22 protein-coding genes are annotated in these 24,975 nt (G+C 44.0%); 12 read left to right on the top strand and 10 right to left on the bottom strand.

Going from position 1 to position 24,975, the window contains the following annotated elements; translation table 11 throughout:
- The first annotated feature begins 280 nt into the window (after positions 1-280).
- On the top strand, positions 281-916 hold the full coding sequence (hisH, locus tag QZ938_RS08005) for an imidazole glycerol phosphate synthase subunit HisH (protein WP_293338157.1): 636 nt from the start codon (positions 281-283) through the stop codon (positions 914-916).
- Between the two features lie 324 nt (positions 917-1,240).
- Here the strand turns inward: hisH and QZ938_RS08000 are convergent, their stop codons facing one another.
- Positions 1,241-2,563: an NB-ARC domain-containing protein gene (locus tag QZ938_RS08000; protein WP_293149202.1), complete on the bottom strand. Its 1,323-nt coding sequence runs from the start codon at positions 2,561-2,563 to the stop codon at positions 1,241-1,243.
- Between the two features lie 166 nt (positions 2,564-2,729).
- Positions 2,730-2,900, bottom strand: a complete 171-nt coding sequence (locus QZ938_RS07995) for a hypothetical protein (RefSeq protein ID WP_293365410.1) — start codon at positions 2,898-2,900, stop codon at positions 2,730-2,732.
- On the opposite strand from QZ938_RS07995, the gene QZ938_RS07990 reads away from it, so the two are divergent.
- From QZ938_RS07990 to hpsO, 8 genes are all read left to right on the top strand, one after another.
- Complete coding sequence (locus tag QZ938_RS07990; RefSeq protein ID WP_293350193.1) at positions 2,899-3,687, top strand: CHAP domain-containing protein; 789 nt, start codon at positions 2,899-2,901, stop codon at positions 3,685-3,687. The genes QZ938_RS07995 and QZ938_RS07990 overlap by 2 nt on opposite strands.
- Before the next feature lie 131 nt (positions 3,688-3,818).
- Positions 3,819-4,232 carry a hypothetical protein gene (locus QZ938_RS07985; RefSeq protein WP_293350196.1) on the top strand — a complete coding sequence of 138 codons (414 nt, stop codon included), beginning with the start codon at positions 3,819-3,821 and terminating at the stop codon, positions 4,230-4,232.
- Positions 4,233-4,344: 112 nt separating this feature from the next.
- Positions 4,345-4,488: a hypothetical protein gene (locus QZ938_RS07980; protein WP_293182630.1), complete on the top strand. Its 144-nt coding sequence runs from the start codon at positions 4,345-4,347 to the stop codon at positions 4,486-4,488.
- A 505-nt stretch (positions 4,489-4,993) separates the two neighbouring features.
- A complete protein-coding gene (gene rsmD / locus QZ938_RS07975) occupies positions 4,994-5,536 on the top strand; it encodes a 16S rRNA (guanine(966)-N(2))-methyltransferase RsmD (protein ID WP_293149194.1) in 543 nt (180 codons plus the stop codon).
- A gap of 267 nt (positions 5,537-5,803) precedes the next feature.
- The gene (gene glmM / locus QZ938_RS07970; RefSeq protein WP_293350199.1) at positions 5,804-7,264 is read left to right on the top strand and encodes a phosphoglucosamine mutase; all 1,461 of its coding nucleotides are present in this window, start codon (positions 5,804-5,806) and stop codon (positions 7,262-7,264) included.
- A 373-nt stretch (positions 7,265-7,637) separates the two neighbouring features.
- The gene (locus tag QZ938_RS07965; RefSeq protein WP_293350202.1) at positions 7,638-9,293 is read left to right on the top strand and encodes a glycosyltransferase family 39 protein; all 1,656 of its coding nucleotides are present in this window, start codon (positions 7,638-7,640) and stop codon (positions 9,291-9,293) included.
- An 18-nt stretch (positions 9,294-9,311) separates the two neighbouring features.
- Positions 9,312-10,286, top strand: coding sequence for a hormogonium polysaccharide biosynthesis glycosyltransferase HpsN (gene hpsN, locus QZ938_RS07960; RefSeq protein WP_293350205.1), 975 nt, complete (start codon positions 9,312-9,314; stop codon positions 10,284-10,286).
- 71 nt (positions 10,287-10,357) lie between these two features.
- Positions 10,358-11,527 carry a hormogonium polysaccharide biosynthesis glycosyltransferase HpsO gene (gene hpsO, locus QZ938_RS07955; RefSeq protein ID WP_293350208.1) on the top strand — a complete coding sequence of 390 codons (1,170 nt, stop codon included), beginning with the start codon at positions 10,358-10,360 and terminating at the stop codon, positions 11,525-11,527.
- Positions 11,528-12,076: 549 nt separating this feature from the next.
- On the opposite strand, the gene QZ938_RS07950 is transcribed toward hpsO, so the two are convergent.
- The 3 genes from QZ938_RS07950 to QZ938_RS07940 form a co-directional block, all read right to left on the bottom strand.
- A complete protein-coding gene (locus QZ938_RS07950) occupies positions 12,077-12,706 on the bottom strand; it encodes a DUF3455 domain-containing protein (RefSeq protein ID WP_293350214.1) in 630 nt (209 codons plus the stop codon).
- 209 nt (positions 12,707-12,915) lie between these two features.
- A complete protein-coding gene (locus tag QZ938_RS07945; protein ID WP_293350217.1) occupies positions 12,916-13,548 on the bottom strand; it encodes an RloB family protein in 633 nt (210 codons plus the stop codon).
- The gene (locus QZ938_RS07940) at positions 13,541-14,830 is read right to left on the bottom strand and encodes an ATP/GTP-binding protein (protein ID WP_293350220.1); all 1,290 of its coding nucleotides are present in this window, start codon (positions 14,828-14,830) and stop codon (positions 13,541-13,543) included. Before QZ938_RS07940 ends, QZ938_RS07945 begins: the two co-directional genes overlap by 8 nt.
- Positions 14,831-14,929: 99 nt before the next feature.
- Here QZ938_RS07940 and hpsP point away from each other — a divergent pair, with 99 nt between their 5' ends.
- On the top strand, positions 14,930-16,198 hold the full coding sequence (gene hpsP / locus QZ938_RS07935) for a hormogonium polysaccharide biosynthesis glycosyltransferase HpsP (protein ID WP_293350223.1): 1,269 nt from the start codon (positions 14,930-14,932) through the stop codon (positions 16,196-16,198).
- A 12-nt stretch (positions 16,199-16,210) separates the two neighbouring features.
- On the opposite strand, the gene QZ938_RS07930 is transcribed toward hpsP, so the two are convergent.
- The 4 genes from QZ938_RS07930 to QZ938_RS07915 form a co-directional block, all read right to left on the bottom strand.
- A complete protein-coding gene (locus QZ938_RS07930) occupies positions 16,211-18,175 on the bottom strand; it encodes a TerD family protein (RefSeq protein ID WP_293350226.1) in 1,965 nt (654 codons plus the stop codon).
- A 226-nt stretch (positions 18,176-18,401) separates the two neighbouring features.
- Positions 18,402-18,959 carry a TerD family protein gene (locus tag QZ938_RS07925; protein ID WP_293365408.1) on the bottom strand — a complete coding sequence of 186 codons (558 nt, stop codon included), beginning with the start codon at positions 18,957-18,959 and terminating at the stop codon, positions 18,402-18,404.
- A 244-nt stretch (positions 18,960-19,203) separates the two neighbouring features.
- Positions 19,204-19,608: a DUF4359 domain-containing protein gene (locus QZ938_RS07920; protein ID WP_293350232.1), complete on the bottom strand. Its 405-nt coding sequence runs from the start codon at positions 19,606-19,608 to the stop codon at positions 19,204-19,206.
- Positions 19,609-19,907: 299 nt separating this feature from the next.
- The gene (locus QZ938_RS07915; protein ID WP_293149168.1) at positions 19,908-20,873 is read right to left on the bottom strand and encodes a M48 family metallopeptidase; all 966 of its coding nucleotides are present in this window, start codon (positions 20,871-20,873) and stop codon (positions 19,908-19,910) included.
- A gap of 209 nt (positions 20,874-21,082) precedes the next feature.
- On the opposite strand from QZ938_RS07915, the gene QZ938_RS07910 reads away from it, so the two are divergent.
- On the top strand, positions 21,083-21,634 hold the full coding sequence (locus QZ938_RS07910) for an acireductone dioxygenase (protein WP_293149222.1): 552 nt from the start codon (positions 21,083-21,085) through the stop codon (positions 21,632-21,634).
- Between the two features lie 723 nt (positions 21,635-22,357).
- Here the strand turns inward: QZ938_RS07910 and QZ938_RS07905 are convergent.
- Positions 22,358-23,977: an NAD(P)/FAD-dependent oxidoreductase gene (locus QZ938_RS07905; RefSeq protein WP_293350235.1), complete on the bottom strand. Its 1,620-nt coding sequence runs from the start codon at positions 23,975-23,977 to the stop codon at positions 22,358-22,360.
- Between the two features lie 361 nt (positions 23,978-24,338).
- Between QZ938_RS07905 and QZ938_RS07900 the strand changes: the two genes are divergently transcribed.
- Complete coding sequence (locus QZ938_RS07900; protein ID WP_293149164.1) at positions 24,339-24,935, top strand: chorismate lyase; 597 nt, start codon at positions 24,339-24,341, stop codon at positions 24,933-24,935.
- Positions 24,936-24,975: the final 40 nt, after the last annotated feature.

Genomic DNA, 24,975 nt, shown 5'->3' with positions numbered 1-24,975 from the left:
GACTTTAGTCCTCTGAATTTCTGCGGACTGAAGTCCGCACTACGAACCTTTGTTCCTAGTTAGGTTCGTAGTGAGGACTTTAGTCCTCTGAATTTCTGCGGACTGAAGTCCGCACTACGAACCTTTGTTCCTAGTTAGGTTCGTAGTGAGGACTTTAGTCCTCTGAATTTCTGCGGACTGAAGTCCGCACTACGAACCTTTGAAGTCCTGGCTACGAACCTTTGTTGTTGGTAATTTTGTGCAATAATAGTTCTATTAATAATATAAGGCAAGTAAGTCAATGTCTGTCATTGCAGTAGTAGACTATGACATGGGCAATCTGCACTCGGTCTGTAAAGGCTTGGAAAATGTGGGTGCAGTGCCAACAATTACCGATTCTCCGGCTATCATCGATCAGGCTGATGCGGTGGTTTTGCCGGGTGTGGGTTCCTTCGATCCGGCGATGCAGCATTTACGATCGCGCAATTTGATAGAACCGATAAAAAGTGCGATCGCCTCTGGAAAACCTTTTTTAGGCATTTGTTTGGGTTTGCAAATGCTGTTTGACAGTTCCGAAGAAGGTACGGAACCAGGTATGGGAATTATTGCCGGAAAAGTGCGCCGATTTCGATCGGAACCTGGGTTGACCATTCCGCACATGGGATGGAATCAATTAGAATACACTCAGCCGAATTTGCCATTGTGGCAAAATCTCTCACCTCAACCTTGGGTTTATTTAGTGCATTCTTATTATGTCGATCCGGTTGATTCAACAGTAAAAGCTGCGGTGGTGACGCATGGAAGCCAAACTGTGACGGCGGCTGTAGCTAAAGACAATTTGATGGCCGTACAGTTTCACCCGGAAAAATCTTCGACTACGGGATTGCAAATGCTGTCAAATTTTGTCAGTCTGGTGAGGACAAAAGTTGCTGCTTAGGTAATAGATATCTCGCAAAATGTCTATTAAATCCAGGTACGTTGTTGCGCTTCAGCGCTCTTTTGGGGATATCGGAAAGAGCGCTAAATCCCAAATTACGGACTTCTTAACACAGTCAAAAATATGTTGACTATCAAACGTCGGAAAGAGCGCTTAAGCGCAACTACATACCTCAATTAATTTTAAAACCTGCGGAAAGAGCGCTTAAGCGCAACTACATACCTCAATTAATTTTAAAACCTGCGGAAAGAGCGCTTAAGCGCAACTACGTACCTGCTTTTTTTGCAAAAGGTGTATAGCAATCCTTATCGTACCAGCTAATACCTATCGCTCGATCGCATATTTCCTCACCACCGGCTGTAACGTGAAAGCGACATTACCGCTGACTGTGATTTTCTCAATTAGCGATCGCCATCCCAGAGATTCCAGCGCTTCCATCAAATTCGATGTTTTAACCGGTTCAGCAAGTCCGCCGCGCAATTGAGCTAGATCCATTGGTGTTCCCGCAGCAGCCAACTGCTTGATTACATCTTTTTCTAACACGGAAAGTCGCTGAAATTGCTGCGATAAAATATGGTTGATTTGACCTAAAAATACGGTATTTTCTCTGATAAACTCTGAAGTTTTACCGTTAAATAGCTCTAAAATCATTGCTGAAACAATCCTCAGGGCTAAAGGATGAGCGGCATAACAGTCAATCAATTCGTCCCATTGTTTTTCTTTAATTAAGCCTCTTTCTGTCAGAATTTCTCGCGCTGCCATATTGTCTAAACCTGTGAGTTTATAAGATCGAACGGGACGAGTTTGACCTTCTAACATGGCTATGTCTCTGGATTTTTCCGCACTGGTAAGCAACAAACAGCTTTGATGGTTGGATTCTCCTATTTGTCTGAACAGCCTTTCGTAATCTTCGTAGCCCGATCGATATTTGCCAGCCAAACCCCCCGTATCTAAGATCGTTTCCACGCCGTCAAGCACAATCAAACAGCGGTGCGCTTGCAAATGCTCAATCAGAACGGAAATCCCGTCGCCGAGGTTTTCCGGCAGTTTTTTGCCCTGATAGTCGCAGATAAATTGAATTAAGCCAGCCGCCAAATCTTGACAACTCGGCTGATTCGACAAACTCCGCCAGATGACAAAATCAAACTCGTGCTGAATTTGCTTGGCTAATTGCGCGCAAAGTGCAGTTTTACCAATTCCGCCCATCCCGAAAATCGCAACTAACCGACAGCGATCGATCGAAATCCATGTTTTCAACACGCCCAATTCTTCGCGGCGGCCGCAAAAACCCGAAATATCCGGCAATTCGCTGCAATTTTGCCGGGTTTGAGGAGTGGGCGCGGGCGCGAGATTGCCGGAAATATCCCCCGAAGTGCGATCGTCAGCTTCGAGTCGCAACCCAAAAGCTGCAAACAAACTCTCCATTTTGGCTGTGTCAGCGGGGGCTCGCCGGTTCAATATATTAGACACCGTATCCGTCGAGACGAAAGACGGAGAATTTCGATTAAGTCCAGGATCGGTTTGTTCAGAGATGGTTTGCAAGCTGGGGCGATCGGGAAATTTGAGGTAAATTGCGTTCCAGATTTTATTCCATCCTTTGTCTGTAAGTATTCTGCCGCGATCGCGCCTTGCTTTCGGTAAACTCATTTTGATTTTTTATTTTTGATTTTATATGTAGAGTGCGTCAGCAATGTGGGATGGGCGTCCCCCCCGTCAGCAATCTGGAATGGGCGTCCCGCCCGTCATGTGGGATGGGCGTCCCGCCCGTCCGTCGATCGACTCAGCACTTAAGGGAGTTAACAAACTCCGTTACTTAAATCTTATAGCGCCTGTAACCCTTTCCGAACAAAGCTCGATCGCAATATTTCCACCGATACTTAACTCCTGGTTTAACTCCCGCTTCTTCGGTTTCAGTTTTTTTGCGGTTCTGCGAAAGTATCAACAAGTCAAGCAAAAAACCGCAAACAAACGAGACATCAACCATGAAATTATTTACTTCTTCCTCCAAAATTTCTCTAGCTTTGTTCACTGCTTTCGCCGCCGCCAGCACTGTTGTAACTGCGAGTTTATCCAACATCAAACCAGCCGTAGCAGCAGATCGTTGCGAGTGCCCGATTTACGTTAATCGCCGCTTTCAACTACAACAGCCCTACGTTTGGAGTGCTAAAGATTACGGTTCGGTTTTAGCGCGCAACGGCTTTACTCAAGTTGGCCCTCAACCCGGTGCTGTAGTAGTTATGCAGCCTTCTTTCCCCGGAGCAGATAGAACTGTTCACGGACATATTGGAGTAGTAGAAAGAGTTAACGGCGACGGCACGATCGCCGTTCGAGGTACGAACCAAGGAAGCAACGGTTTGTTCGGGGAATTTAACTGTGGCAATGTCAACGTTACTAACTTTGGAACGTCTGTTAACGGCCGTCGCGATGTCTCGTTTTGGGTGCGTGGAAACAACTCAAATCTCGGACAGCAGCCTGTTCAGCAGCCTGTTCAGCAACCGCAAACCGGGTTCCGTCAAGCGAATTTTCCAGCTTGGGTAATGTCTTCTAACGGTATTACTTTGCGGAACAGTCCGAGGCTGGGCGATCGCAGCAATCAAATGGTACGTTTTCGCCAAAACCTCAATTTTGACGGCTGGACTTACGGCGAAGTTGTCAACGATTTGCAATTGGGAACTCCTGATGCTCGCTGGTACAAAATTGCTGGTACAAATTTCTGGGTTCCCAGTGCTTATGTTAACGGCAACGCACCCAATTCTCGCCCCATGCCTTAGTTCTCGGCTGCATCTATCTATTCACCAACACTTTAACTTTTAGATTTTAGTTGAATACCCATACTCATCTGCAAATTCAATCTAAAATCTAAAATCCCAAATCTAAAATTACTTGACAAGGAAGACAAACCATGATTGCTCAATACCAACTGCAAAAAGGATTCGGAAAACTAGCTATTGTCGGAACGCTGTCTGTAATGGCGATCGCATCAAGCGCCGAAATGAGTTTAGCAATTCCCCTGAGACCAATTCTCCGTCGCGCTGTTGAAGGCATCTTGGGAATTCCATCTAATCCTCAAAATCTCCCAGAAAATCAACAGCAATTTCCCCAAGGAACTGCTGGTGCTCCTGAAACTTTTCCCGGAAATGCTGCACCTCAATATCCCGGACAACCGAATCAACAGCCAATTTATCAACAACCAACATATCCACCTGCACCTGGATATCCGCCACCAGGTTATCCGGTTTATCCACAACCTTATCCTGCTCCTGTACCGGCATCTCCGGCGCGGCAAACCCAACCGGTGATTATCAACAACTTTTGATAGTTGTTATTCCCTAGGGCAATCCCCGGTGGTTGCCCAAACTTCGGAATCAATTACCAATTACTAATTACTAATTACTAATTACTAATTACTAATTACTAATTATAAATTTATGAATACTCCTCCTGTTTCGTTTCCTGTTAAAGTGGTGTTAGTATCACTGGTAGTCAGCAATGCTGTATTATGTGTCAAACAAGCCCAGACACCAGTACCTGAATCTAATCAAGCAGAAAATACTGTCAAATCTGGGTTTTAAATGATACAATTTTCCCAAAAAGTTGACCTGTGACAGTAGTAGGGGCGGTGGATGGTGCGTGCCCGCCCTCTTAGGAGCGCAAATTAAATAATTTACACTCTTGAAAGTGGGATGGGCCCAAAGAACCCGTCCAGAAATAACGGGCTCTTTGGCCCCATCCCACAAAAAATATCAAATTGTAAGTTATTTAATTCTCATTCCTAATATCGTTTCCGGTTGTATTGGTATTGTTTAAACAGTTAAATGTTAACAGTCAAGGCTATAGCAATCCTCAATCATTTTCATAGTTATTATAGGAGTTGTTTAAAATCCCGGTTGCCCCGATAGATAGGGGGTAGGCACGGGGACACTACCCCTACAAATCTTCATGAATCATTTAGGATTGCTATATAAGATTGTCCATTGAATGCGAGAGATTTTTAATGGCGACGCACCCTACAAATACTTTTACATCCGTTACATCCGTTACAGAATCCGTTGCCGAACTTCCTTCTTCCTTCTTCTTATGAGTATCAGAATCTATGGCAACCGTCAAATCAAAACTCTGCCGGGATTGGCAACTCGCCCGACTCTGGCGCGAGTCAGAGAGGCTTTATTTAATATTTGGCAGGGATCGATCGCAGATTGCAAATGGCTTGACATCTGTACCGGTAGCGGCTCGATGGGAGCAGAAGCCTTGTGTCGCGGGGCTTCCAGTGTCACCGGCATCGAGCAGTCGGCGAAGGCTTGTGCAATTATCCGCGAAAACTGGGAGAAAATAGCAGACGAGTCTCAAGTATTCCAGATATTGCGGGGAAATGCGATCGCCAAATTAGCCTCACTATCACCACAGCAGTTCGATCGCATTTATTTCGATCCGCCCTACGCCAGCGACTTGTACGAACCTGTGTTGAACGCGATCGCCAGCCAAGAAATGCTAGCACCTGATGGCGAAATCGCGATCGAACACAGCCCGGAGCGATCGACCCAACCGATTCCCGGCCTAGAAATTTGCCGACACAAAGTATATGGGAATACAGCCTTAACTTTCTATACGCACAGTTGGTGACGGACTCAAAAGGCATCAGGATCGTCTCAAATCCTTGTGGAAGCGTCGCCTGTGAGCGATCGCCGCGATCCTGTTGGGGCACCCCATCAAAGTTTGTCGCTTCGATACATACAAATTTTTCTGAAGAAGTTAAACTTGCTCCGTAGCTTGTCAAAGCAAGTTTCCTGAGAAATCCTCGAAATAAATTAACTTTACGCTGAAAAAAAGATCTTTCAGTTGTAACATGAACTGCAAAGTGTGAGTGTGAATATTCCTAAAGGAGTGAATATGGTTCAGACACCTTCGCGCCATCGCGGCAGCGAGTTTTCGGCTACTAACTCGGTACAACCAGTCAAACGCGATACGATTTTGCTGGGAAATACCCTCTCCCTACCCAATACAAAACTTTTCGGCACAGACGGAATTCGCGGGAAAGTTGGAGAATTGCTGACTGCACCCCTAGCGCTGCAAGTTGGATTCTGGGCTGGGCAAGTTCTACGCCAAAATGCCCCCAACCAGGGCCCTGTGATTTTGGGACAAGACAGCAGAAATTCCAGCGATATGCTGGCAATGGCACTGTCGGCTGGTTTGACAGCCGCCGGTTTGGAAGTGTGGAATTTGGGATTGTGCCCCACTCCCTGCGTTGCTTATCTGGCAAGCATTTCGCAGTCTGTGGGCGGAGTAATGATTTCGGCTAGCCACAATCCCCCAGAAGATAACGGGATTAAGTTTTTCGGCCCCAACGGGTCAAAGCTGTCTCAGCATTTACAGGAACAAATCGAAGCGGGAATCCGAGGGGCTAAGGTTCCGGTTGCTAGCTTGGCTTTGGGGCATCACTACCACCGCCCAGAGTTGATTAAGGATTATGCTACTTCTCTCTCAGATTCGCTGCAACAGATGAATTTGCGGGGAATGCGGGTGGTTTTGGATTTGGCTTGGGGGGCTGCTGCTGGTTTGGCGCCGGCGGTGTTTGAGCAAATGGGGGCGGATGTGATCTGTTTGCACAATTCTCCTGATGGATCTCGCATTAATGTTAACTGCGGTTCCACTCATCTCGACAGTTTGCAAGCGGCGGTTTTGGAACACCAGGCTGATTTGGGATTTGCTTTTGACGGTGATGCCGATCGAGTTTTGGGTGTTGACAACAAAGGTCGATCGATTGACGGCGATTACATTCTTTATCTGTGGGGCCAGCAATTGCGCGCCTCCGAACAGTTACCGGATAATTTAATTATTTCTACTGTAATGGCTAACCTGGGCTTCGAGCGAGCTTGGGAAGAATTGGGGGGCAAACTAACTAGAACAAACGTCGGAGATCAGCACGTTCATGCTGAAATGCAGCGCACGGGTGCAATGTTGGGCGGCGAACAGTCGGGCCACATTCTTTGTCCGCATTTCGGTATCAGTGGCGATGGTTTGTTGACAGCTTTGCATATAGCTTCGCTGGTGCGTGAGTCCGGGGAATCTTTGTCACAATTGGTAAGTGACAGTTTCCAAACATATCCGCAGTTGTTGGTAAATGTGCGGGTGGACGATCGCGAAAAACGCCTAAAATGGCACGAGTGCGAACCCATGCAAAAGGCGATCGATCGCGCTAAAACCGCAATGGGAGAACAGGGACGGATTTTGGTTCGCGCTTCTGGCACTGAACCGCTAATCAGAGTTATGGTGGAAGCTGCCAGCGCCGACTTAGCTAATTTCTGGACTGAAAATTTAGTCTTAGCCGTTCAGCAACACATCGCTATCTGAAGGAAGAGTTGACAGTTGACAGTTGACAGTTGGAAAAAGTGATAGGGAATAAGCCTTCCGAAAGTATCAACTTAAGTCTGAAATCCTGTGTATCTCTCTAGGTACGTAGTTGGGCTTTAGCCCTCTTTAGGCGTATATCTAAAGAGGGCTAAAGCCCAACAACGTACCTACGGAGGGGTTAGGTGGGATCTAGGTTTCGGCGATCGACATTAGGCAAATACTAGGCTTGAGATTGAGTTGACACCAATGGTGAGAATCATCTAGTAAAATATAGGGATATTGAAACCACTTTTTACTTCTTGTTAACTCAGACTTATTGCCTCTATAATAGAGCGCTAACTTCTTCTTTCTTCAATTCCCCATTTCTGATTTTATGAATAGCAAATCAATTAAAAATGGGCGGTTACACCAAACTTGGTTAAAATTTTTAATTGTCGTCATATTAATAACGGGGATCTTTTTTAGATTTACAAACCTCGATCGCAAAGTCTACTCCTTCGACGAATCTATCACCTCGCTGCGAATTTCTGGCTACACCTGGACGGAAATGGTACAGCAAGATTTTCAAGGAAAAACAATTAGCGTTCAAAATTTGCAGCGGAAATACCAGCAGATAAATCCCGAAAAAAGTTGGTTGGATACAGTTCAAGGTTTAGCTACAGAAGAACCTCAACTACCGCCGCTATATTTTATTTTAGCCCGATTTTGGGTGCAGTGCTTCGGCCCGGAAGTGGCAACTGTCAGAAGTCTTTCAGCTTGGATGAGTTTGTTGATTTTTCCCAGCGTTTATTGGCTGTGTTGGGAATTATTTCGCTCTGCGCGTGCGGGATGGATGGCTGTGACAATCGTGGCTGTGTCGCCTTTTCACGTCTTGTACGCGCAAGAGGCAAGGCCGTATATGATGTTTGCTGTCCTCGTCTTGCTGTCGAATGCCATTCTGCTGCGGGCGATCGCCCTACAAAAATCTACCGCCACATTTAAATCTACATCTAAATCTACTAAATCTACATCTAAATTGAGCCAAGCCGTTTGGTTGATTTATGCGATCGCCCTGACTGTAGGACTCTATTCTAGTTTATTATTTTTTTTAGTAATATTAGCCCACGGTATCTACGTAATTATAACTGAAAATTTGCGGTTTCGCCAAACATTAATTGCTTATTTACTAGCTTCAGCGACAGCAACACTCATTTTCGCCCCTTGGATTTTCGTATTAGTTAATAACTCGCCCAGAATCGCTGCAACAGTAGGTTTGCCCCATCTTTCTCTTTCGCCCCTATCTTCACTTAAACCTTTATTTATTATTACCTGTAGAATTTTTATTGACACCCATTGGGCAGGTGGAATCATCAAATTAGGTTCTGGCAATACTACTACTGATTCAATCAGACTGATTGTAGCAGTTCTATTAATATTAGCGATCGCACATTCAATCTATTTGCTTTGCTACTCAACTCCCAAACGAGTTTCGCTGTTTGTCTTGACAGCGATCGGAATTACAGCGATAGTATTGATAGCAGTGGGAGGCGTTGCCGATCGCTATCTAGTTCCCTATATTTTAGGAATCCAGCTAGCTGTTGCTTACCTCTTTACCGCTAAAATTGCCACGGCCAACAATCCACGACAAAAACTCTGGCAGCTCGGTTTAATAGCCATAATATCGAGTGAAATAGTTTCTTGTGCAGTTAGCTCGCAGTCACAACTTTGGTGGAACAAGTATCCTTCCAGCACTAAACACAATCCAGCAATAGCAGCGATTGTCAATCAAGCCCAAAAACCTTTAGTGATATGTCACGGAGGCAACAACATCACCGGAAAAATACTGTCTGTCAGCTATTTGCTGAAGCCACAAGTAGAGCTTTTGCTAGCAGTGAAACCCGAGCAAGTTAAAATTCCCGACGGTTTTAGCGATGTATTTCTCTACAGAAGCACCGAGCTATTACGATTTGAACTAGAAAAAGTGCAAAAATATAAAATCACACCAATTTACAAACCGGGCGATGTGTGGCTTTGGCGTTTAGAGAAATAATGAAAGTGGTAACTGCGAATGATGATTTCTGTTGTGATACCTACCTACAACCGCGAGCAACCCCTGCGAGAGACATTGGCTGACGTGATTCGGCAAAATTACCCAGATTTTGAAGTGCTGGTAATCGATCAAACTCGCACTCACGAATCGGAAACTGGAGTTTATTTAGAGGAATTGGCAACTGCGGGGAAAATTCGGTGGTTTCCGGTAGATTGGGCGAGTTTACCGGGAGCTCGAAATTATGCAGTGCGGCGCGCTGTGGGAGAGATTATTTTATTTATTGATGATGATGTACAATTGCCGGATGGTTTTTTGGTGGCTCATGCTGGCAATTATTTAGCAAAACCGGATGTGGGATGTGTGGCGGGCAGGGTTTTTGACAGAATGAAACTCGGTAATTCTGGAGGCGATTTGACGATCGACTTTTTGCCCCCAGAAGCCATGGATCCGGGCCTTGCTTGGTATTTTATCGATTTGGTGCATACGGTACAACCGCAGCAGGTACTCTCGGGTAGAGGCTGCAATATGTCGTTTCGGCGGCAGGTTTTTACCGAGTGGGGTTTGACGTTTGACGAGCGGTTTGTAGGGAGTGCGGTGCGGGAGGAGTCGGATTTTTGTTTGAGATTGCGATCGACTGGTATGAAAATTTGGTACGATCCCAGTGCTTGTTTAGTTCACTTGGGGGAAGAAAGCGGCGGATGTCACGATGTCAGCACGCGATCGATCGAATATCAAATCACATTTTATCACAACCACTTCCTCATGGGATTGAAAAATTTAACCGTCTTTCAATGCCTGCGATTTTTTGCCAAACTTTTTGACTGCCACGTTTTGGGGAAGCCGCCTTGTCATAAAAGCCGATCGCCCATTAAAATCATTATTCGACTTAATTTTTATATCCTCGGCTTGATTAGCGCCCTCCATACACTCATCAAATCGCTCTGGAATGACGGACAAATTTACACAAATCAAGACAAAATCAACCCTAAATAATTTATGAATTAATTCCCAATGCCCCATTCCCAATGCCCCATTCCCAATGCCCCATTCCCAATGCCCAATAAATGAGAATCCTCGTTGCCAGCCATACCTATATAGTTGACATAAATCGGCAAAAATTTAAAATATTAGCCAATCTAGAACCCGACATAGAAGTAACAATTGTAGTGCCGCGACGCTGGAAACCCGGAGGCGTACAAAATAAAATCATCGAAACCAAATTTTATCAAGAAGACTCATTTAAAATAGTTCCCATCTCCAACTTCAGTCAAAACAATCAAGGCTTGCTAACATTTGGCACAGATATAATTAGACTTTTACAGGAATTCAAACCGCAGATTATCCAAGTCGAACAAGGTTCAAAATCCCTAGCCTACAGCCAATTAATTATACTCAATAAATTACTCAAACTCCAAGCAAAAAATATATTATTTACCTGGTGGAATCTATCCTATGAATTGAAATGGCCTATTTCTGTATTAGAAAATTGCAATCTTCAGAATACCGACGGAATTATTGCCGGCAATTTAGATGGCTCTAAAATTTTGTACCAGCGGGGCTACACAGGTGCGATGGCAGTAATGCCCCAACTAGGAGTAGACGAAAAATTGTTTGTGCCTGCTGCTAAAGATATTGAGCTGTCCCGAAAATTCGGCATTAAACCAACAGATTTTGTGGTAGGATTTGTAGGGCGATTTGTCGAAGAAAAAGGACTGCTAACTTTAGCTGAAGCATTAGCAGGATTGAAACAACTTTCTTGGAAGTGGTTGTTAGTAGGACAAGGAAAATTGCGATCGCACCTGGAACAAAAATGTATAGAATGGGGCATCAGCGATCGAATAATCTGGGTAGAAAGCGTTTCCCATGAAGAAATTCCACCTTACATGAACTTAATGAACTGTTTGGTATTGCCCTCGCAAACCAGCTATAAATTCAAAACTTTGACTACCGTGGGCTGGAAAGAACAATTTGGTCATGTTTTAATTGAAGCGATGGCTTGTAAAATCCCGGTTATCGGTTCCGATTGCGGCGAAATTCCCCACGTTATCGGCGATGCCGGGTTAGTCTTCCCCGAGGGAAATGCAGGGATTTTGCGAGATTGTTTGCAGCAATTGATGGAATCGCGGGATTTGGCTGTTGATTTGGGCGATCGGGGTTATCATAAAGTTATGACAAGTTATACAAATCAAGCCTTAGCTGAGCAGTTATTAGATTTTTACAAACAACTTTTGTAGCAGAAGGTAGAAGTTGTAGGGTGTGTCGCCATGAAGAAAAATTCCTAACTACATATCAACAATCTCATAGCGACGCACTTGGCTTATTTGTATCAATTCCGGTTGCACCGAAATGATGTTGACACTTGACAGTTGACACTTGATTTTTAATACCATTTTTGTGTGAAGCTGCATAGAATCTGATCCCCCCTAACCCCCCTTAATAAGGGGGGGACAAGAGTTACTCAAAGTCCCCCTTCTTAAGGGGGATTTAGGGGGATCCGGATATGTGCAACTTCACATTAAATTGGTATAACGCTTTAAACAATACCGATGCAACCGGAAACGATTTAATACCAATTTTCAACAAATAACAGTATTCTTGTCCCCCCCTGATTCATGGGGGGGCTAGGGGGGGGTCGAAGAGTGTTGCACAATGTTAGATAAATGGTATATAGCGGTTATCAGAAAGATTCGCGGACGTTGTTGGGATGCGAGCCCTCTGAGTTTACTGGTTTTGCAAACTGTCTGTTATACCTCATCTTTTTGAGAAAGGCTATAACAAGGGTATTACTTGGCAGCAAAGAAGTAGTAATCTGCTGTGTAATCCACGCGGGTAGTGCTATTTTGTTTTGAAGAATCGCATCCGGTAGCTGGGGCTTTGCCACCTTTAGTATTCACGCGCTGGATATAGGTAATTTTGCTAAAGAAGCCGTTACCTTCATTGCTTTTGGCACTTAGTAGCACCCAAGGAATCGTAGTGCGATCGGGCGAATCTACACGTTCTTTTACTTCGCCAACAACTTTACTCTTGTCTTTGGTATACTCCCAAGTTGGGCCACCGTAATGTTTGCCAACTAATGCACCACTTGGATTAAATAAATCAGCTTCCGGTGCTTTTAATGTCCATTCAAATTGAGTGCGATCGCCAGTTTTGGGTTGACACACGTAAATTTGCACGCCTTTGGCTGACACTTGGGAGACCAAAGCATTACCAGCAGGGACTTGTAGCTTTGCCGGCACGTCAGGAAGCTTTTCATTCGTGTCGCTGGGAGTGGGATTCTGTGCGACGGTTGTGGCTGATGCTGTTGCCTGTAATGGCGATACTTCGGCGGTAGCGGCTGCATTGGTTGTCGGATAACCAATGGCGGCTAACATCGAAATTGCGATCGGCATCAGTGAGAGAAATTGTTTGGCCATTTTTGATTCAACTCCTAAAGTTACTTAAAAATGAACAGTCATTTTTCGTATTCTGCATGGTTGATCTTGCTCGATCGTATCACAACATCATTGGGTTAACGTTCTCAGATAAATTTTATCTCCCGCATCTATGGGATCCACAGACTCATAACAAAAAGTCAAATTATGCTAATACCAAGTATATTTAAGGTATATCCTGTCAAATTTCATCAACTCTTAGGGATAAAATTATTAAGTTCTTCCACTAGCAGATGCACCGTTGTTGAAGGATTATCACTTTCAGGATTAGGGGGATCGTATTCCATTAAAAGCCGCTTTGCGTGTTTGATCGCATCCTGTTGTTTGTTTTTCAATTCTTCATAAATCGTTTCACTGTTTTTCTGATACTCGTGTCCGAGTAATTTCGTCAACATCTTTTGATAATCCTTGCGAGAAATCCCATTATTATAAAAATGGAAATGTAGTAAATACCAAAGTTCAAAAGCATCATTAGAGTACGCTACTTTAATGCCGTTATTGTTGGCAAGAGTCATCGCTGCATTAAAATTTTGCGCGTCGTTAGAATTTTTACCGTTAATATCGCGATCGAAAACACACCAAAATCGATCGTTTTCGTCATATTCTGACTCATTTTTTAACTTAATAGCTTTTTCTACTAAACTCCTCGTGTTTCTCCCTTCTCCCTCGATCTTAAGATTGATTACCTTTGTGTCTACCGGGAACTTTCTAAAATAGTTGGGTTCTGTTTTTTCACCTTCGCATACGATAAAAAACCATCTTCTATTTTTCACCTTTCTGTTATAGTAATCAATAGTTTTTCGGGAGGAACTTTTTTTAGGCATAAAGTTCACCTAGAAGTTCTTTGAAATTACCAACAAAAGGGATAGCACCATACTTACCGATGATGTAATCGCGCTCGAATGAGGCATCTTTTCCTACTTTATACTCTACTAAAGAGTACAAATCAGTAGCACCCTTATTGTCTTTCTCGGTAAACCATATTTGATCTCGGCGAAAAGTCTTGCTGCTGAGCAGATTTGTGTCGTGTGTCGTGAATATAAGCTGTGCGTTGTGGGGATTAGTCTCGTTAGAATTGAACAAGCAGATTAATTCACGAGTAATCAACGGATGAAGTCGGGCATCAAGTTCATCTATGAATAAAATCTTTCCTGTCCTCAAAGTATCGAGAAGCAGCCCTGCTAATGCAAACAATTTGTTTGTTCCCTCAGACTCATGCTTTTCAATATCGAATATTTCTATAGCAGCCTGCTTACCGTCAGCATCATATTTCCGATGAACTGTTTTCACGGTTGGTTTGCTTTCAGAATTAAGATATAAACTACCGCCGTAGGATCTAGCATATAATACTTTATTATTGGAAGTAATAAATGCAGGTTGATTTGTGATTTGGATATCAGCAATACCCAAGTCTAATTTTTTGATGAATTCAATAATATCATGCCTGTGGCGATCGTTCTCAAAAGACTCTAAAGTTTCCTTGCGGTATTGCCTATCTTGCAAGCCTGATATCAATTGCAAAGTTTTACTGAACCACAGCAAAATTTTGCCAGAAAGTTTACCATTAAATTGTGCGACAACAGAAAGAAATAAAGCATTATTTCTAGTTTTATCGCTAAGGCCTAGCCCTTCCGGGAAATCATCTAATATAAAGCTGTCAAAATCCCGTTCAAAAAGCATTCTTTCTGAATCTTTATCACTTTGAAACAACCACTCAGCAACAACCTGTTCAGCATTAATCTCAAAACCATATCTAAAATCTTTGCCTTCTAGCAAGAAAACTATTTCAAAGAAGGATGGCTCTTTTTCTGTCTCTGTACTTAGCCTGAATGCTTCAATATCGATCGCCTCTGAAACTTGCGTTTCTTTGGATGAGTTGAGGACAAACCACTTCATAAAGTTAACAGCAGCAATAAGATTGCTTTTGCCGCTGGCATTGGCTCCATAAATAGCAGCAGTTTTTAGCAATTTTAATCTATGATTGATTTCAAATACATTATTTTCGTCAAGCTCTCGATCGTCCTCCGTAATTGACGAAGCTACCATGTTGAGGGTGACAGTTTCTTTAAAAGATTTGTAGTTGCCGACGCTGAATCCAATCAGCATAACTTGCCTCCGATCGCCTAAATTAGTATAAAGTGCAAATCTTGCAATTTTTTATATAATAACACAACCAGCTACCGGAACTAAGCGCAACTGCTAATCATGCGAATCATCCAAATTATCCCTTCAATTTCGCTCGTCTACGGCGGCCCGAGTCAAATGGTACTGGGACTTTCTGCCGCCCTCGCTTCCCAAGGTATTGATGTCACAATTATCACTACAGATTCTAACGGAGATATCGGTCAAGATCCCTTAGATGTCCCCTTAAATCAACCAATCCAACAAAACGGCTATAAGATTATTTACTTCCGCTGTTCTCCCTTCCGCAGATATAAGTTTTCTCTGAGTTTATTGCAGTGGTTAAATCAAAACGCGCGGCAATTTGACCTCGCTCATATTCACGCTTTGTTCTCGCCAGTAACTACCCTCGCCGCGACAATTGCCAGATATCACAAGTTACCGTATATTATCCGGCCTTGCGGTATGCTTGACCCCGCAGATTTGCAGAAGAAAAAGCTTTTAAAACAGGTTTATGCTACACTTTTAGAACGCCCTAATTTAGCAGGTGCAGCAGCAATTCATTTCACTACTAAGCAAGAAGCTAAAATTTCAGAAAGGTTTGGTTTGCATAGCACAGGCAAGATGCCTGTGCCACGAGATTTGGTGATTCCATTGGGGGTGACGGCTGATTTCGATCGCGCTTTTCCTGTCTCCCCATTTTTAACAGAGACTGGGGGAGGAAGGACTGAAGTCCTTACTACAAACTTTTCTGTAGCTAATTCTTATCCTGATATATTGACCAATCCTCAAATCCCAATCATATTATTTATGTCGCGAATCGAACGCAAAAAAGGATTAGACTTGCTAATTCCGGCACTGGAAAGTATTTTAGCAGATAATCTAAGATTTAACTTTATTTTAGCAGGTTCTAATCCCCAAGATGCCGAATATGAAACCCAAATTAAAGTCCAAATAAAAAAAACAAGTTTAGAACAATTTACAACAATAACTGGTTTTGTTAGCGGTGATTTAAAAGCTGAACTGTTGAGAAAAGCTGACTTATTTGTGTTGCCTTCTTATTACGAAAACTTTGGTATTGCCGTAGCAGAAGCGATGGCTGCGGGTGTACCTGTTGTTATTTCCGATCGCGTTTATATCTGCGAAGACATCCAGCAAGCGGAGGCTGGGTGGGTGGTACCTCTGGAGGTAGGGGATCTCGCCCGCGCGATCGCATCAGCCCTCCTGGCATCAGAGGAAAGGCAGCGCAGGGGCTTGAACGGGCAAGCTTATGCTAAAAAGTATTATAACTGGGAGGCGATCGCCCGACAAACCATCGAAGCTTACCAGCACATTTTGGTATCTATGAACTAACGCGACTGAAGTTTACCTTTTACTTCTTCTCCTGCTGCGAGTTCTTGTGCTGCTGCTATCAGAATTGTCAGGTGAGATTTTTTCAGCGCTGCTACTGCTTTTAACATCAGTAGAGTCAGAGTTCGATCCAGCGATAGCGGATTTTCTTTTAATTATAATCGGAACATTAACAGACCGACCGCAGGGTCGCCCCAAGGAGTCTATATTCCTTCGATAATCGCAGATTACAGCCTGTGCAGTCGGTTCTTGACACTTATTAATAAAGCTTTTTGCTAATTGGTGATTATTTCCGTCTCCCTGCTTTGAGAAAAGTTCTCCTGCTTTGTTAAAGTCTGCTACTGCTTGCGATCTAGTTCCCAGCATACAGCGAATAGCACCTCGTTCCAAATAAGCCAAACCATAATCAGAATTAACGCGAATAGCTTGTTCGTAATTCCCGATCGCCTTTTGCTTGTCTCCCAATTCATAGTATGCTTGACCGCGACCGAAATAAGCTTCTGCCAAGTTAGGATTGAATTGCAGCGCTCGATCGTAATGGTAAATTGCCTGCTGCTTGTTTCCCAGCTTGGAACTGGCAATTCCCAATCCGAGATAAGCTTGAGGGATGTTGGGATTCAGTCCTAAAGCCTGATTGAAATTTGCGATCGCCCCGGGAACATCTCCCTTTTGAATTTTCAGAGAACCTTGGTTGCTGAAATTTGCAGCTTTTTGAGCGATCGCCAGTCTTTGACTGATAACAGCGCGATTTGCCCGGTAATTAGATAACTTATTTTGAGCTAAATTGTAAACAGGTGTCCGTGACTCGATCGGTTCTAAAAGCGCGATCGCCTGTTGCCATTTATTTTGCGACTGATGCCAAACTTCCATCGGATGAGGCGGTTTTTGCACGATTACAGCAGCTTCCATCGCCAATTTTTGAGCTTTTTCTAGACTTTCTGCCGCCTGTAAATTTCGCTCTACAGCAACCAAACTAGGGCGTAGTTTAAGCAAATCTGCTCTAGCCTGTTGATACCCAAAACCGGGGAAGTTAGGAATTTTCTCTAAATTCGCTATCGTTTCTTTCAGTCGTTTATCGAAACTTCTGAGCAGATTTACATCAGTTGCTTGCGCTGCATTCTGCGTTTCAACTTCCAGTATTTTCGCTTGCTTGTGCGTTTCATTTCCGGATCGCATAAAGGCGATCGCACCTGCACCTGTCCCCAACACAAAAACCCCTAAACCTGCTAATAAAGCTGCGGGTATCTTACGGCTTCTCGAATTAATTTGAGTGTTAATTTGCGATCGTAGCGAACTCCCCGTCTCGCCGGAAGGTTCCGGTTCTGACTCCACGTCCAAATCCCAAGCCGGCAACTGCAAATCATCGGCTGCTGTTCCCGCTGTCAACTCGTTAGTAATCGGAGCAATATCATTGCTATTTCCGCTGCAATACTTGTCAACAAAACTATGCAATCTTGCCTGATATCCTTGTCCTACCGCCTGAAATCTCCACTCTCCATTCTTTCTATACAAACGACCCAATTCTACAGCAGTCTTTCTGGAAAAATTCTCTTTTAATTCATACCGAACAAGTTCGCTTCCTGTATCCAAATTACAAACTTTGATAAAACTATTTGTGATATTGCTAAAATTTCCCTTGACTTCTTGTGCTTCATGAATAGTGACAGCAAAAATTATTTCCTCAATTTCAGGATTAATTTTATCTAAAATAACGCCGTAAATAGTCTTGTTCTCTTGACCTCGATTGTTTTTTTCAGGAATTGATTGCAGTACCGAACCGTCAGAGGATTGCAGATTATTGTAAAAGATAAAATATTTATCGTTAGGTGTTTTGCCGTCAGAACCTAGCATAAACGCAGAGACATCAATCTCGTAACTTTGTGCTGCCTCTGTCACCTGCCAACCGAGGGCGATCGCCATTTTTTTTAAATTCGGTGCTGCTTTAGATATATTAAAGCTCTCACCTTTAGTTAATTGCATTGCCATCTGCTTATTTGTTTAACATAAAACTTTATAACGCTCATATTAATATTAAATGGCACAATAACTTTTTGTCTTAACAAAATTTAATATTTTGGCTCAGAAGAGCAGGTAAGATTAAAAATAGATTCTGCCTGTATCTGAATTTATTGAGATTTACTTAGATATAATTACGTAAGTAAAAACCGAGATTTCTACACAACCCGGTTTCTAACTTACTGCTATTTCACCTGCAATACTTGTCAACAAAACTCTTCAATCCAGCTTGATATCCCGCTCCTACCGCCTGAAATCTCCACTCTCCATTCTTTTTATACAAACGACCAAATTCTAGAGCCGTTTCTAGCGTAAAACTCTCTGTTAATTCATACCGAACAAGTTCGATTCCGGTATCCAAATTGATGATTTTGATGAAACTATTTCTGATATTCCTAAAACTTGCATTGATTTTATCTGCTTCGTGAATAGTGACAACAAAAGTTATTTCCACAATTTCAGGATTAACTTTTTCTAAGATAATGCCGTAAATAGTCTTATTTTCTTTACCTGGACTGTTTGCAGGAATCGATTGCAGTACCGAACCGTCAGAGGATTGCAGATTATTGTAAAAGATAAAAAAATTATCGTCAGGTAATTTGCCATCCGAACCTAGCATAAATGCAGAGACATCAATGTCGTAGCTTTGTCCTGCCTCCGTTACCTGCCAACCGAGGGCGATCGCCATTTTTTTTAAATCCGGCGCTTCTTGAGAGAGGTTAAATCTCTCACCCTTACTTAATTGCATTGCCATCTGCTTATTTGTCAAACATAAAAATTTATCTTGTTTATTTTAATAGTAAGTGGCACAAAAACTTGTCATCTTTAATAAAATTTAATATTTTTATGATATAGTAGTCTTCCCATCATAATGAATAGTTAAATTTTAATTTCTCCGTTACAAGGATTCCGGCTTTAAATAAATTCTTTCGGACAATTAAAAACCGGACTCGTTCCCAAGCCCGGTTTCTATAATTTAACTTAATTTGACATTACTTTTCAGTATTTACCGAACTAGGTGGGAGGGTAACGAAATTGCCAAAAGCTCCAACCGTTTGATAGCTTTTTTTACCTAGTTGAGTTGTGTAAATGCTGACAACGCCAAAGTTCTGACGTTCCGTTGTATTGTCGAGCAAGTGTTCGATCGAGCCGCGCTGGGAAGTCAGAAAAGTCTCTGCAACGCCACTCAAAGCTTTGGGTACGCGGGAATCATTACGCACGGTGTTTTTAAACTCGGTTTCGAGTACGCCGGAAGCATAAGTTAGGTATTTGTCTCTCGGAGGATTTGTAAATGCCATCCCGGCAGCTAGCACGCTGAGGGCGATCGCAATTTTTCCGATATTCCCGAAAAAATTAGAAGTTGGTTTGTGAGTATTCATTGCTTTATCAATAATCATTTTTTTCTTGCCCCGATTGAGTTATAAGCTTATCTAGATTTAAACTACACCTTCTGAGAAACAGATTTCAGAAAAAAGAGGACAGTTTCTAGATTGGAGGCGAGTTGCGAGTGCAGGCTATGGCTTTTGGGGACGATCGCACTCTAATATAATTGCGAGGTAGCGGGATGGGAGATCCGCAGCCTGTCTTCCTTCTACTTTCCTCCCTCCCCCAAATCCGGTAAATTTTCAAAGACTTACGCAAACAGTGGTTGAAGGCGCTAATGACAGCCGCAAGGTACTTGCGGCACATCCTCAACTTATTTTTGCTTAGATTTTTGTCGATCGATCTCCCGCTGCAATTCCTCAATCTGACGGCGCAAAGCCTCCGTCTCGCTGTTAGATGCCTGAGACTTGACATCAACCGCACCCTCAGCCACAGCCCGCTTGTAGTTCCCCAGCTTAATTTGCCGGTATTCCTCGGAAGTCGCCCAATCTCGCAAATAGCGCAAACGTTCAACCGGGAAAGGGTGACTCAGCATCACGCCTTGGCCGCCGTTGTAAAGTAAAAATTTATACACTTGGTTGAGATTGTCGCGATCGAGATCTTGATAGTTGTCAGACTGACGGATAAATTCTTGCAAACTGCATTGATCTGCATATTTACTGCTAACTCCCGAAAGTTTCATCATCGTCTTCATCACACAGTTCAAATCATCTGTCACCAACAAAGCAGCCCGATCCGCAGATAATTCAGCCTTCCGCCGCCACTCATAAAAAGCGAAAATCAAACCGCTGCCGACAATATTTCCCAGCCCAAAAGTCATCTCGCCAATTGTTGATGCGATGCTCATCGCCCACATCGCCATTTGATTTAAAGTTGGATGCCCGCATTTGATGTGTCCCAACTCGTGAGCCAGAACAGTCTTGATTTCTGACTCATCCAACAAATCTAAAAGACCTGTATTTAAGACTATATAGGGTTGATTTTTCCCGAGAGCATAGCTGTTAACAGCGGGATTCTGAGACACAAACAAACCCGGTTCTGGAAAAATATCTAAATCCTGCACGCACTCCCGAAATATATGATAAATGCTGGCATATTGGCGCGGGCCGACTTGTATGCTATTTCCCATTAGGTAAACGAACTGCGGTCGTTCGTAGACAAACTCTACAAATTTGCTGGCAATTAAGTCAAATCCAGGTACGCTGCGTAATGCGGCCTCGGCCTGGCGATCGAGGGGATGCTGAAAAGCTTCGCTAGAAATTCCTGTATAAGTAGGCATAGTTGTTGTAAAAGTTACATGAGTAAGATCAGTATGCCGATCGCTGCGGTTGCTACCGGGCGCCTGACTTATAAATATTATCTCTTGTGGAACAGGGATCTTGCCGGTTCAAATTAGCGTTAAAATGGTTTTTCAGCAGCAGGCGCGATCGACAAAAATCTTCCTAAGTGCCTCTGTATCGCCTCACTCAACAATTGGAACGTTCAAAAATGGCTATCCTGCGACACGAAAACGGTACAACCTACACTCAACTGAGCGACATTACCCGCGAGCTCGCTCCCTTAAACATTCAACTCAACCGCTGGCCCGTGGGCGAAAATCCAGAAATTCAAAATTTATTAGCCAAAGATGCCCTTAGCGACACCGAAAAAGAGCAAGTCTTGCAAGCCCTCGACGGCTACTTCCAACAACTCCAGGAAACCGCAGGCTATCAATCCCGCGACTTAATCGTACTGCATCCAGACATTCCCAACCTCGACACCCTGCTGTCAAAATTCAACAACTGCCACATCCACGCCGACGATGAAGTGCGCTACATCGTAGCAGGCGAGGGCATTTTCGGCTTCGTGCGGCCCGATGGCAGCCAAGTTGAACTTACGGTACAGCCAGAAGAATTTATCAACGTACCGGCGAATACAGAACACTGGTTTTATTTGACAGCGCCCCGGAGAATTAAAGCTGTGCGCTATTTTACTACTACGGACGGCTGGACGCCAGAATATACGGATACGGAAATTCGTTTCCGCTTAGCTGCTGTTTGACAGTTGACAGTTGACAGTTGACAGTTGACAGTTGACAGTTGACAGTTGACAGTTGATAGTTGACAGTTGACAGTTGACAGTTGACAGTTGACAGTTGACAGTTGATAGTTGACAGTTGACAGTTGATAGTACGATCGATCTCTGTATTCTCGGACTCTGTGTCCTCTGTGTTCTCTGCGGTTCAATCATTCCGGAAAAGCCGGATTTGATATTACTCGGGCGATGAAAGAAATCAGGTGCATCGCTATGAGATTGTGGGCTTTATTCAGAAAAATTTCAGGGCGACGCACCCTACAAAAAGTACGATCTATCTCTGTATTCTCTCTCTGTGTCCTCTGTGTTCTCTGCGGTTCAATCATTCCGGAAAAGCCGGATTTGATATTACTCGGGCGATGAAAGAAATCAGGTGCGTCGCCCTGTAGATTGTGGGCTTTTATTCAGAGATTTATCCCAGGCGACGCACCCTACAAACAGTATGATTCATCTCTGTATTCTCTCTCTGTGTCCTCTGTGTTCTCTGCGGTTAAATCATTCCGGAAAAGCCGGATTTAATATTACTAGGGCGATGAAAGAAATCAGGTGCGTCGCTATGAGATTGTGGGCTTTATTCAGAAATTTTTCAGGGCGACGCACCCTACAACTTATATAATTAGTTCCACTAAGAGGGCTGAAGCCCAACAACATACCTAATCTTTCTGAGAAGCGCTATACCTTGAAATCAGGTCAAACTTTGTGATTAGAAGATTGCAAAATACTCAAAGCAACCGCCTCCGCAACCTTAATTCCATCAATCCCCGCCGACAGAATTCCACCCGCATATCCCGCACCTTCCCCCGCAGGATAAAGCCCTTCAGTATTCAAACTCTGATAATCGTCTTTGCGCTTGATCCGAATTGGTGAAGAAGTGCGCGTTTCCACTCCAGTCAAAACCGCATCATCCATCGCAAATCCTTTAATTTGTTTGTCAAAAGCCGGAAGTGCTTCGCGGATGGCTGCGATCGCAAAATCCGGCAAACTTTCGCTCAAATCAGTCATCACAACACCGGGCGTATAAGAAGGCTGCACAGTGCCTAGGGCGATCGAAGGGCGATTCGCCAAAAAATCTCCCACAAGCTGCCCAGGAGCGTTGTAAGTGCCACCTCCTAACTCAAATGCCCGTTCTTCTAGGCGACGTTGAAACTCAATTCCCGCCAAGGGATGACCGGGATAATCTTCCGGCGTGATACCCACCACAATCCCGCTGTTAGCATTGCGTTCGTTGCGAGAATATTGACTCATCCCATTCGTCACAAGTCGCCCCGGTTCCGACGCCGCCGCCACTACTAAACCACCGGGACACATACAGAAACTGTACACAGAACGACCATTTGCACAATGGTGAACCAGTTTGTAATCGGCGGCACCCAAAAGCTTGTGGCCCGCCCGATCGCCAAAACGACAGCGATCGATCGCACTTTGGGGATGTTCCACCCGAAAACCAATCGAAAAAGGTTTAGCCTCAATGTAAACACCGCGCGAGAATAACATCTCAAAAGTATCGCGGGCGCTGTGTCCTACCGCCAGAACTATATAATTACTAGCAATATATTCTCCACTCGCCGTGGTAAGTCCCTGCACTTTGCCATTTTCGATATGAATATCTTCCACACGAGTTTGAAACCGAATCTCTCCGCCTAAGGATTCAATTTTTGCCCGCATCTTTTGGACAATTCCCACCAGTTTCAATGTCCCAATATGCGGCTTATTAATATATAAAATTTCCGGTGAAGCTCCCGCATTTACAAGTTCTGTCAGCACCTTGCGCCCGTAATGCTGAGGATCTTTAACTTGGCTGTAGAGCTTGCCATCGGAAAAAGTACCCGCACCGCCTTCGCCAAACTGGGCGTTAGATTCTGGGTTGAATTCAGTTTTTTTCTTCCAAAATCCAAACGTATCAGCGGTGCGATCGCGCACAGCTTTGCCGCGTTCCAAAAGGATCGGGCGAAACCCCATTTGTGCCAGCATCAGCCCTGCAAACATCCCGCACGGCCCCGTACCGATCACAATAGGCCGAATCGTCAAATTGCTGGGGGCTTCGGCTACATAGCGATAACTCGTGTCTGGCGTTACCATGACATGAGGGTCTTTTTTGAAGCGTTGGAGAAGTTGCTTTTCCTGTGTTGTCTCGACATCCACAATATAGACAAGCACTATTTCGGCTTTTTTGCGAGCATCGTAGCTGCGCTTAAAGATGGTGTAGCTGAGCAATTCTTCGGGGGGAATTTGCAGCTTTTTGACTATGGCGCTGGCGATCGCATCTTCAGGATGATCTAAGGGGAGTTTGATTTCGCTTATTCGTAACATATAGCGGTTATCAGAAAGATCGGGTATGTTGTTGGGCTTTAGCCCTCTTAGTCCAGGAGTTATATAAGCTGTCAATGATACCTCATCTTTTTGAGAAAGGCTATATATATAAATTCTCAAGTGAGTGAGGTACAGATTAGTAATTGGTAATTGGTAATTGGTAATTGGTAATTGGTAATTGGTAATTAGGAATTGGTAAAACAACTGGCGAGTAGCTTATCAAACTCGATCGCAGCCATAGGTCATCTGGACGAGAAAGGCGATTTTTGGGCTATCCCCACTTAATTGTAAATTTTAGATTTTAGATTCCATAATTGCAGAAGCGCTATAATAAACAAAAAATTAAGTTTTGTAAAGACCCTTGACTGCAACATTTACACCCAAAAACAGCCAAACCTGGCACGCTCTCAACCCCCTGTGGGAAGGAGCCCAAGACGCAGTACAGAAGGGTTTACCCCACAGCAAGCTAGCACCGGCATGGCAAATACTGCTTTTGGGCGACGGTTCCCCCACCCGTCACCTGCAACTGCTGACAGGGGAACCCACAGAAGTAGATGTGATCGATATGTCGTTGGTGGGTGAAGGCGCAGACGGTGCGCCTGCACAAATTGTGGCGGTTCCAGGGCCCCGCCTGCGCCGTCAAGTGTGGCTGCGTACAGCTTCGGGAAAGCGCCTCGCCTACGCGACTTCTTGGTGGGAAGCGAGTCACGTAGATGAATATTTGGAAAATAAATCTTTGCCAATTTGGGCAAGTTTAGCGCGCCTGCGAACTGAGTTGTATCGCGATGTGCAAGGTATTTATTGCGGTGAGTCGGTGGCCTTGGAGTCGGCTTTTCAACAGTCGGGGCCTTTTTGGGGGCGACACTATTTGTTTTGGCATCACGGGAAGCCGCTGACGCTGATTTATGAGGTGTTTTCGCCTTATTTGACTAAGTATTTGGGGCCGATGGAGTTGTAATATTGTAGGCGATCGCACAATCATCATAAAGTTTGTAGTG

Origin of the sequence: Microcoleus sp. CAWBG27, from assembly GCF_020883145.1 — a bacterium.
Lineage (GTDB): Bacteria > Cyanobacteriota > Cyanobacteriia > Cyanobacteriales > Microcoleaceae > Microcoleus.
This window is presented reverse-complemented; position numbering and strand designations above follow the sequence as displayed.

Excerpts from the sequence above, each read along its gene's own strand:
- hisH (WP_293338157.1), top strand. The coding sequence starts at position 281 with ATGTCTGTCATTGCAGTAGTAGACTATGACATGGGCAATCTGCACTCG.
- QZ938_RS08000 (WP_293149202.1), bottom strand. The coding sequence starts at position 2,563 with ATGAGTTTACCGAAAGCAAGGCGCGATCGCGGCAGAATACTTACAGAC.
- QZ938_RS07990 (WP_293350193.1), top strand. The coding sequence starts at position 2,899 with ATGAAATTATTTACTTCTTCCTCCAAAATTTCTCTAGCTTTGTTCACT.
- QZ938_RS07995 (WP_293365410.1), bottom strand. The coding sequence starts at position 2,900 with ATGGTTGATGTCTCGTTTGTTTGCGGTTTTTTGCTTGACTTGTTGATA.
- QZ938_RS07985 (WP_293350196.1), top strand. The coding sequence starts at position 3,819 with ATGATTGCTCAATACCAACTGCAAAAAGGATTCGGAAAACTAGCTATT.
- QZ938_RS07980 (WP_293182630.1), top strand. The coding sequence starts at position 4,345 with ATGAATACTCCTCCTGTTTCGTTTCCTGTTAAAGTGGTGTTAGTATCA.
- rsmD (WP_293149194.1), top strand. The coding sequence starts at position 4,994 with ATGAGTATCAGAATCTATGGCAACCGTCAAATCAAAACTCTGCCGGGA.
- glmM (WP_293350199.1), top strand. The coding sequence starts at position 5,804 with ATGGTTCAGACACCTTCGCGCCATCGCGGCAGCGAGTTTTCGGCTACT.
- QZ938_RS07965 (WP_293350202.1), top strand. The coding sequence starts at position 7,638 with ATGAATAGCAAATCAATTAAAAATGGGCGGTTACACCAAACTTGGTTA.
- hpsN (WP_293350205.1), top strand. The coding sequence starts at position 9,312 with ATGATGATTTCTGTTGTGATACCTACCTACAACCGCGAGCAACCCCTG.
- hpsO (WP_293350208.1), top strand. The coding sequence starts at position 10,358 with ATGAGAATCCTCGTTGCCAGCCATACCTATATAGTTGACATAAATCGG.
- QZ938_RS07950 (WP_293350214.1), bottom strand. The coding sequence starts at position 12,706 with ATGGCCAAACAATTTCTCTCACTGATGCCGATCGCAATTTCGATGTTA.
- QZ938_RS07945 (WP_293350217.1), bottom strand. The coding sequence starts at position 13,548 with ATGCCTAAAAAAAGTTCCTCCCGAAAAACTATTGATTACTATAACAGA.
- QZ938_RS07940 (WP_293350220.1), bottom strand. The coding sequence starts at position 14,830 with ATGCTGATTGGATTCAGCGTCGGCAACTACAAATCTTTTAAAGAAACT.
- hpsP (WP_293350223.1), top strand. The coding sequence starts at position 14,930 with ATGCGAATCATCCAAATTATCCCTTCAATTTCGCTCGTCTACGGCGGC.
- QZ938_RS07930 (WP_293350226.1), bottom strand. The coding sequence starts at position 18,175 with ATGCAATTAACTAAAGGTGAGAGCTTTAATATATCTAAAGCAGCACCG.
- QZ938_RS07925 (WP_293365408.1), bottom strand. The coding sequence starts at position 18,959 with ATGCAATTAAGTAAGGGTGAGAGATTTAACCTCTCTCAAGAAGCGCCG.
- QZ938_RS07920 (WP_293350232.1), bottom strand. The coding sequence starts at position 19,608 with ATGATTATTGATAAAGCAATGAATACTCACAAACCAACTTCTAATTTT.
- QZ938_RS07915 (WP_293149168.1), bottom strand. The coding sequence starts at position 20,873 with ATGCCTACTTATACAGGAATTTCTAGCGAAGCTTTTCAGCATCCCCTC.
- QZ938_RS07910 (WP_293149222.1), top strand. The coding sequence starts at position 21,083 with ATGGCTATCCTGCGACACGAAAACGGTACAACCTACACTCAACTGAGC.
- QZ938_RS07905 (WP_293350235.1), bottom strand. The coding sequence starts at position 23,977 with ATGTTACGAATAAGCGAAATCAAACTCCCCTTAGATCATCCTGAAGAT.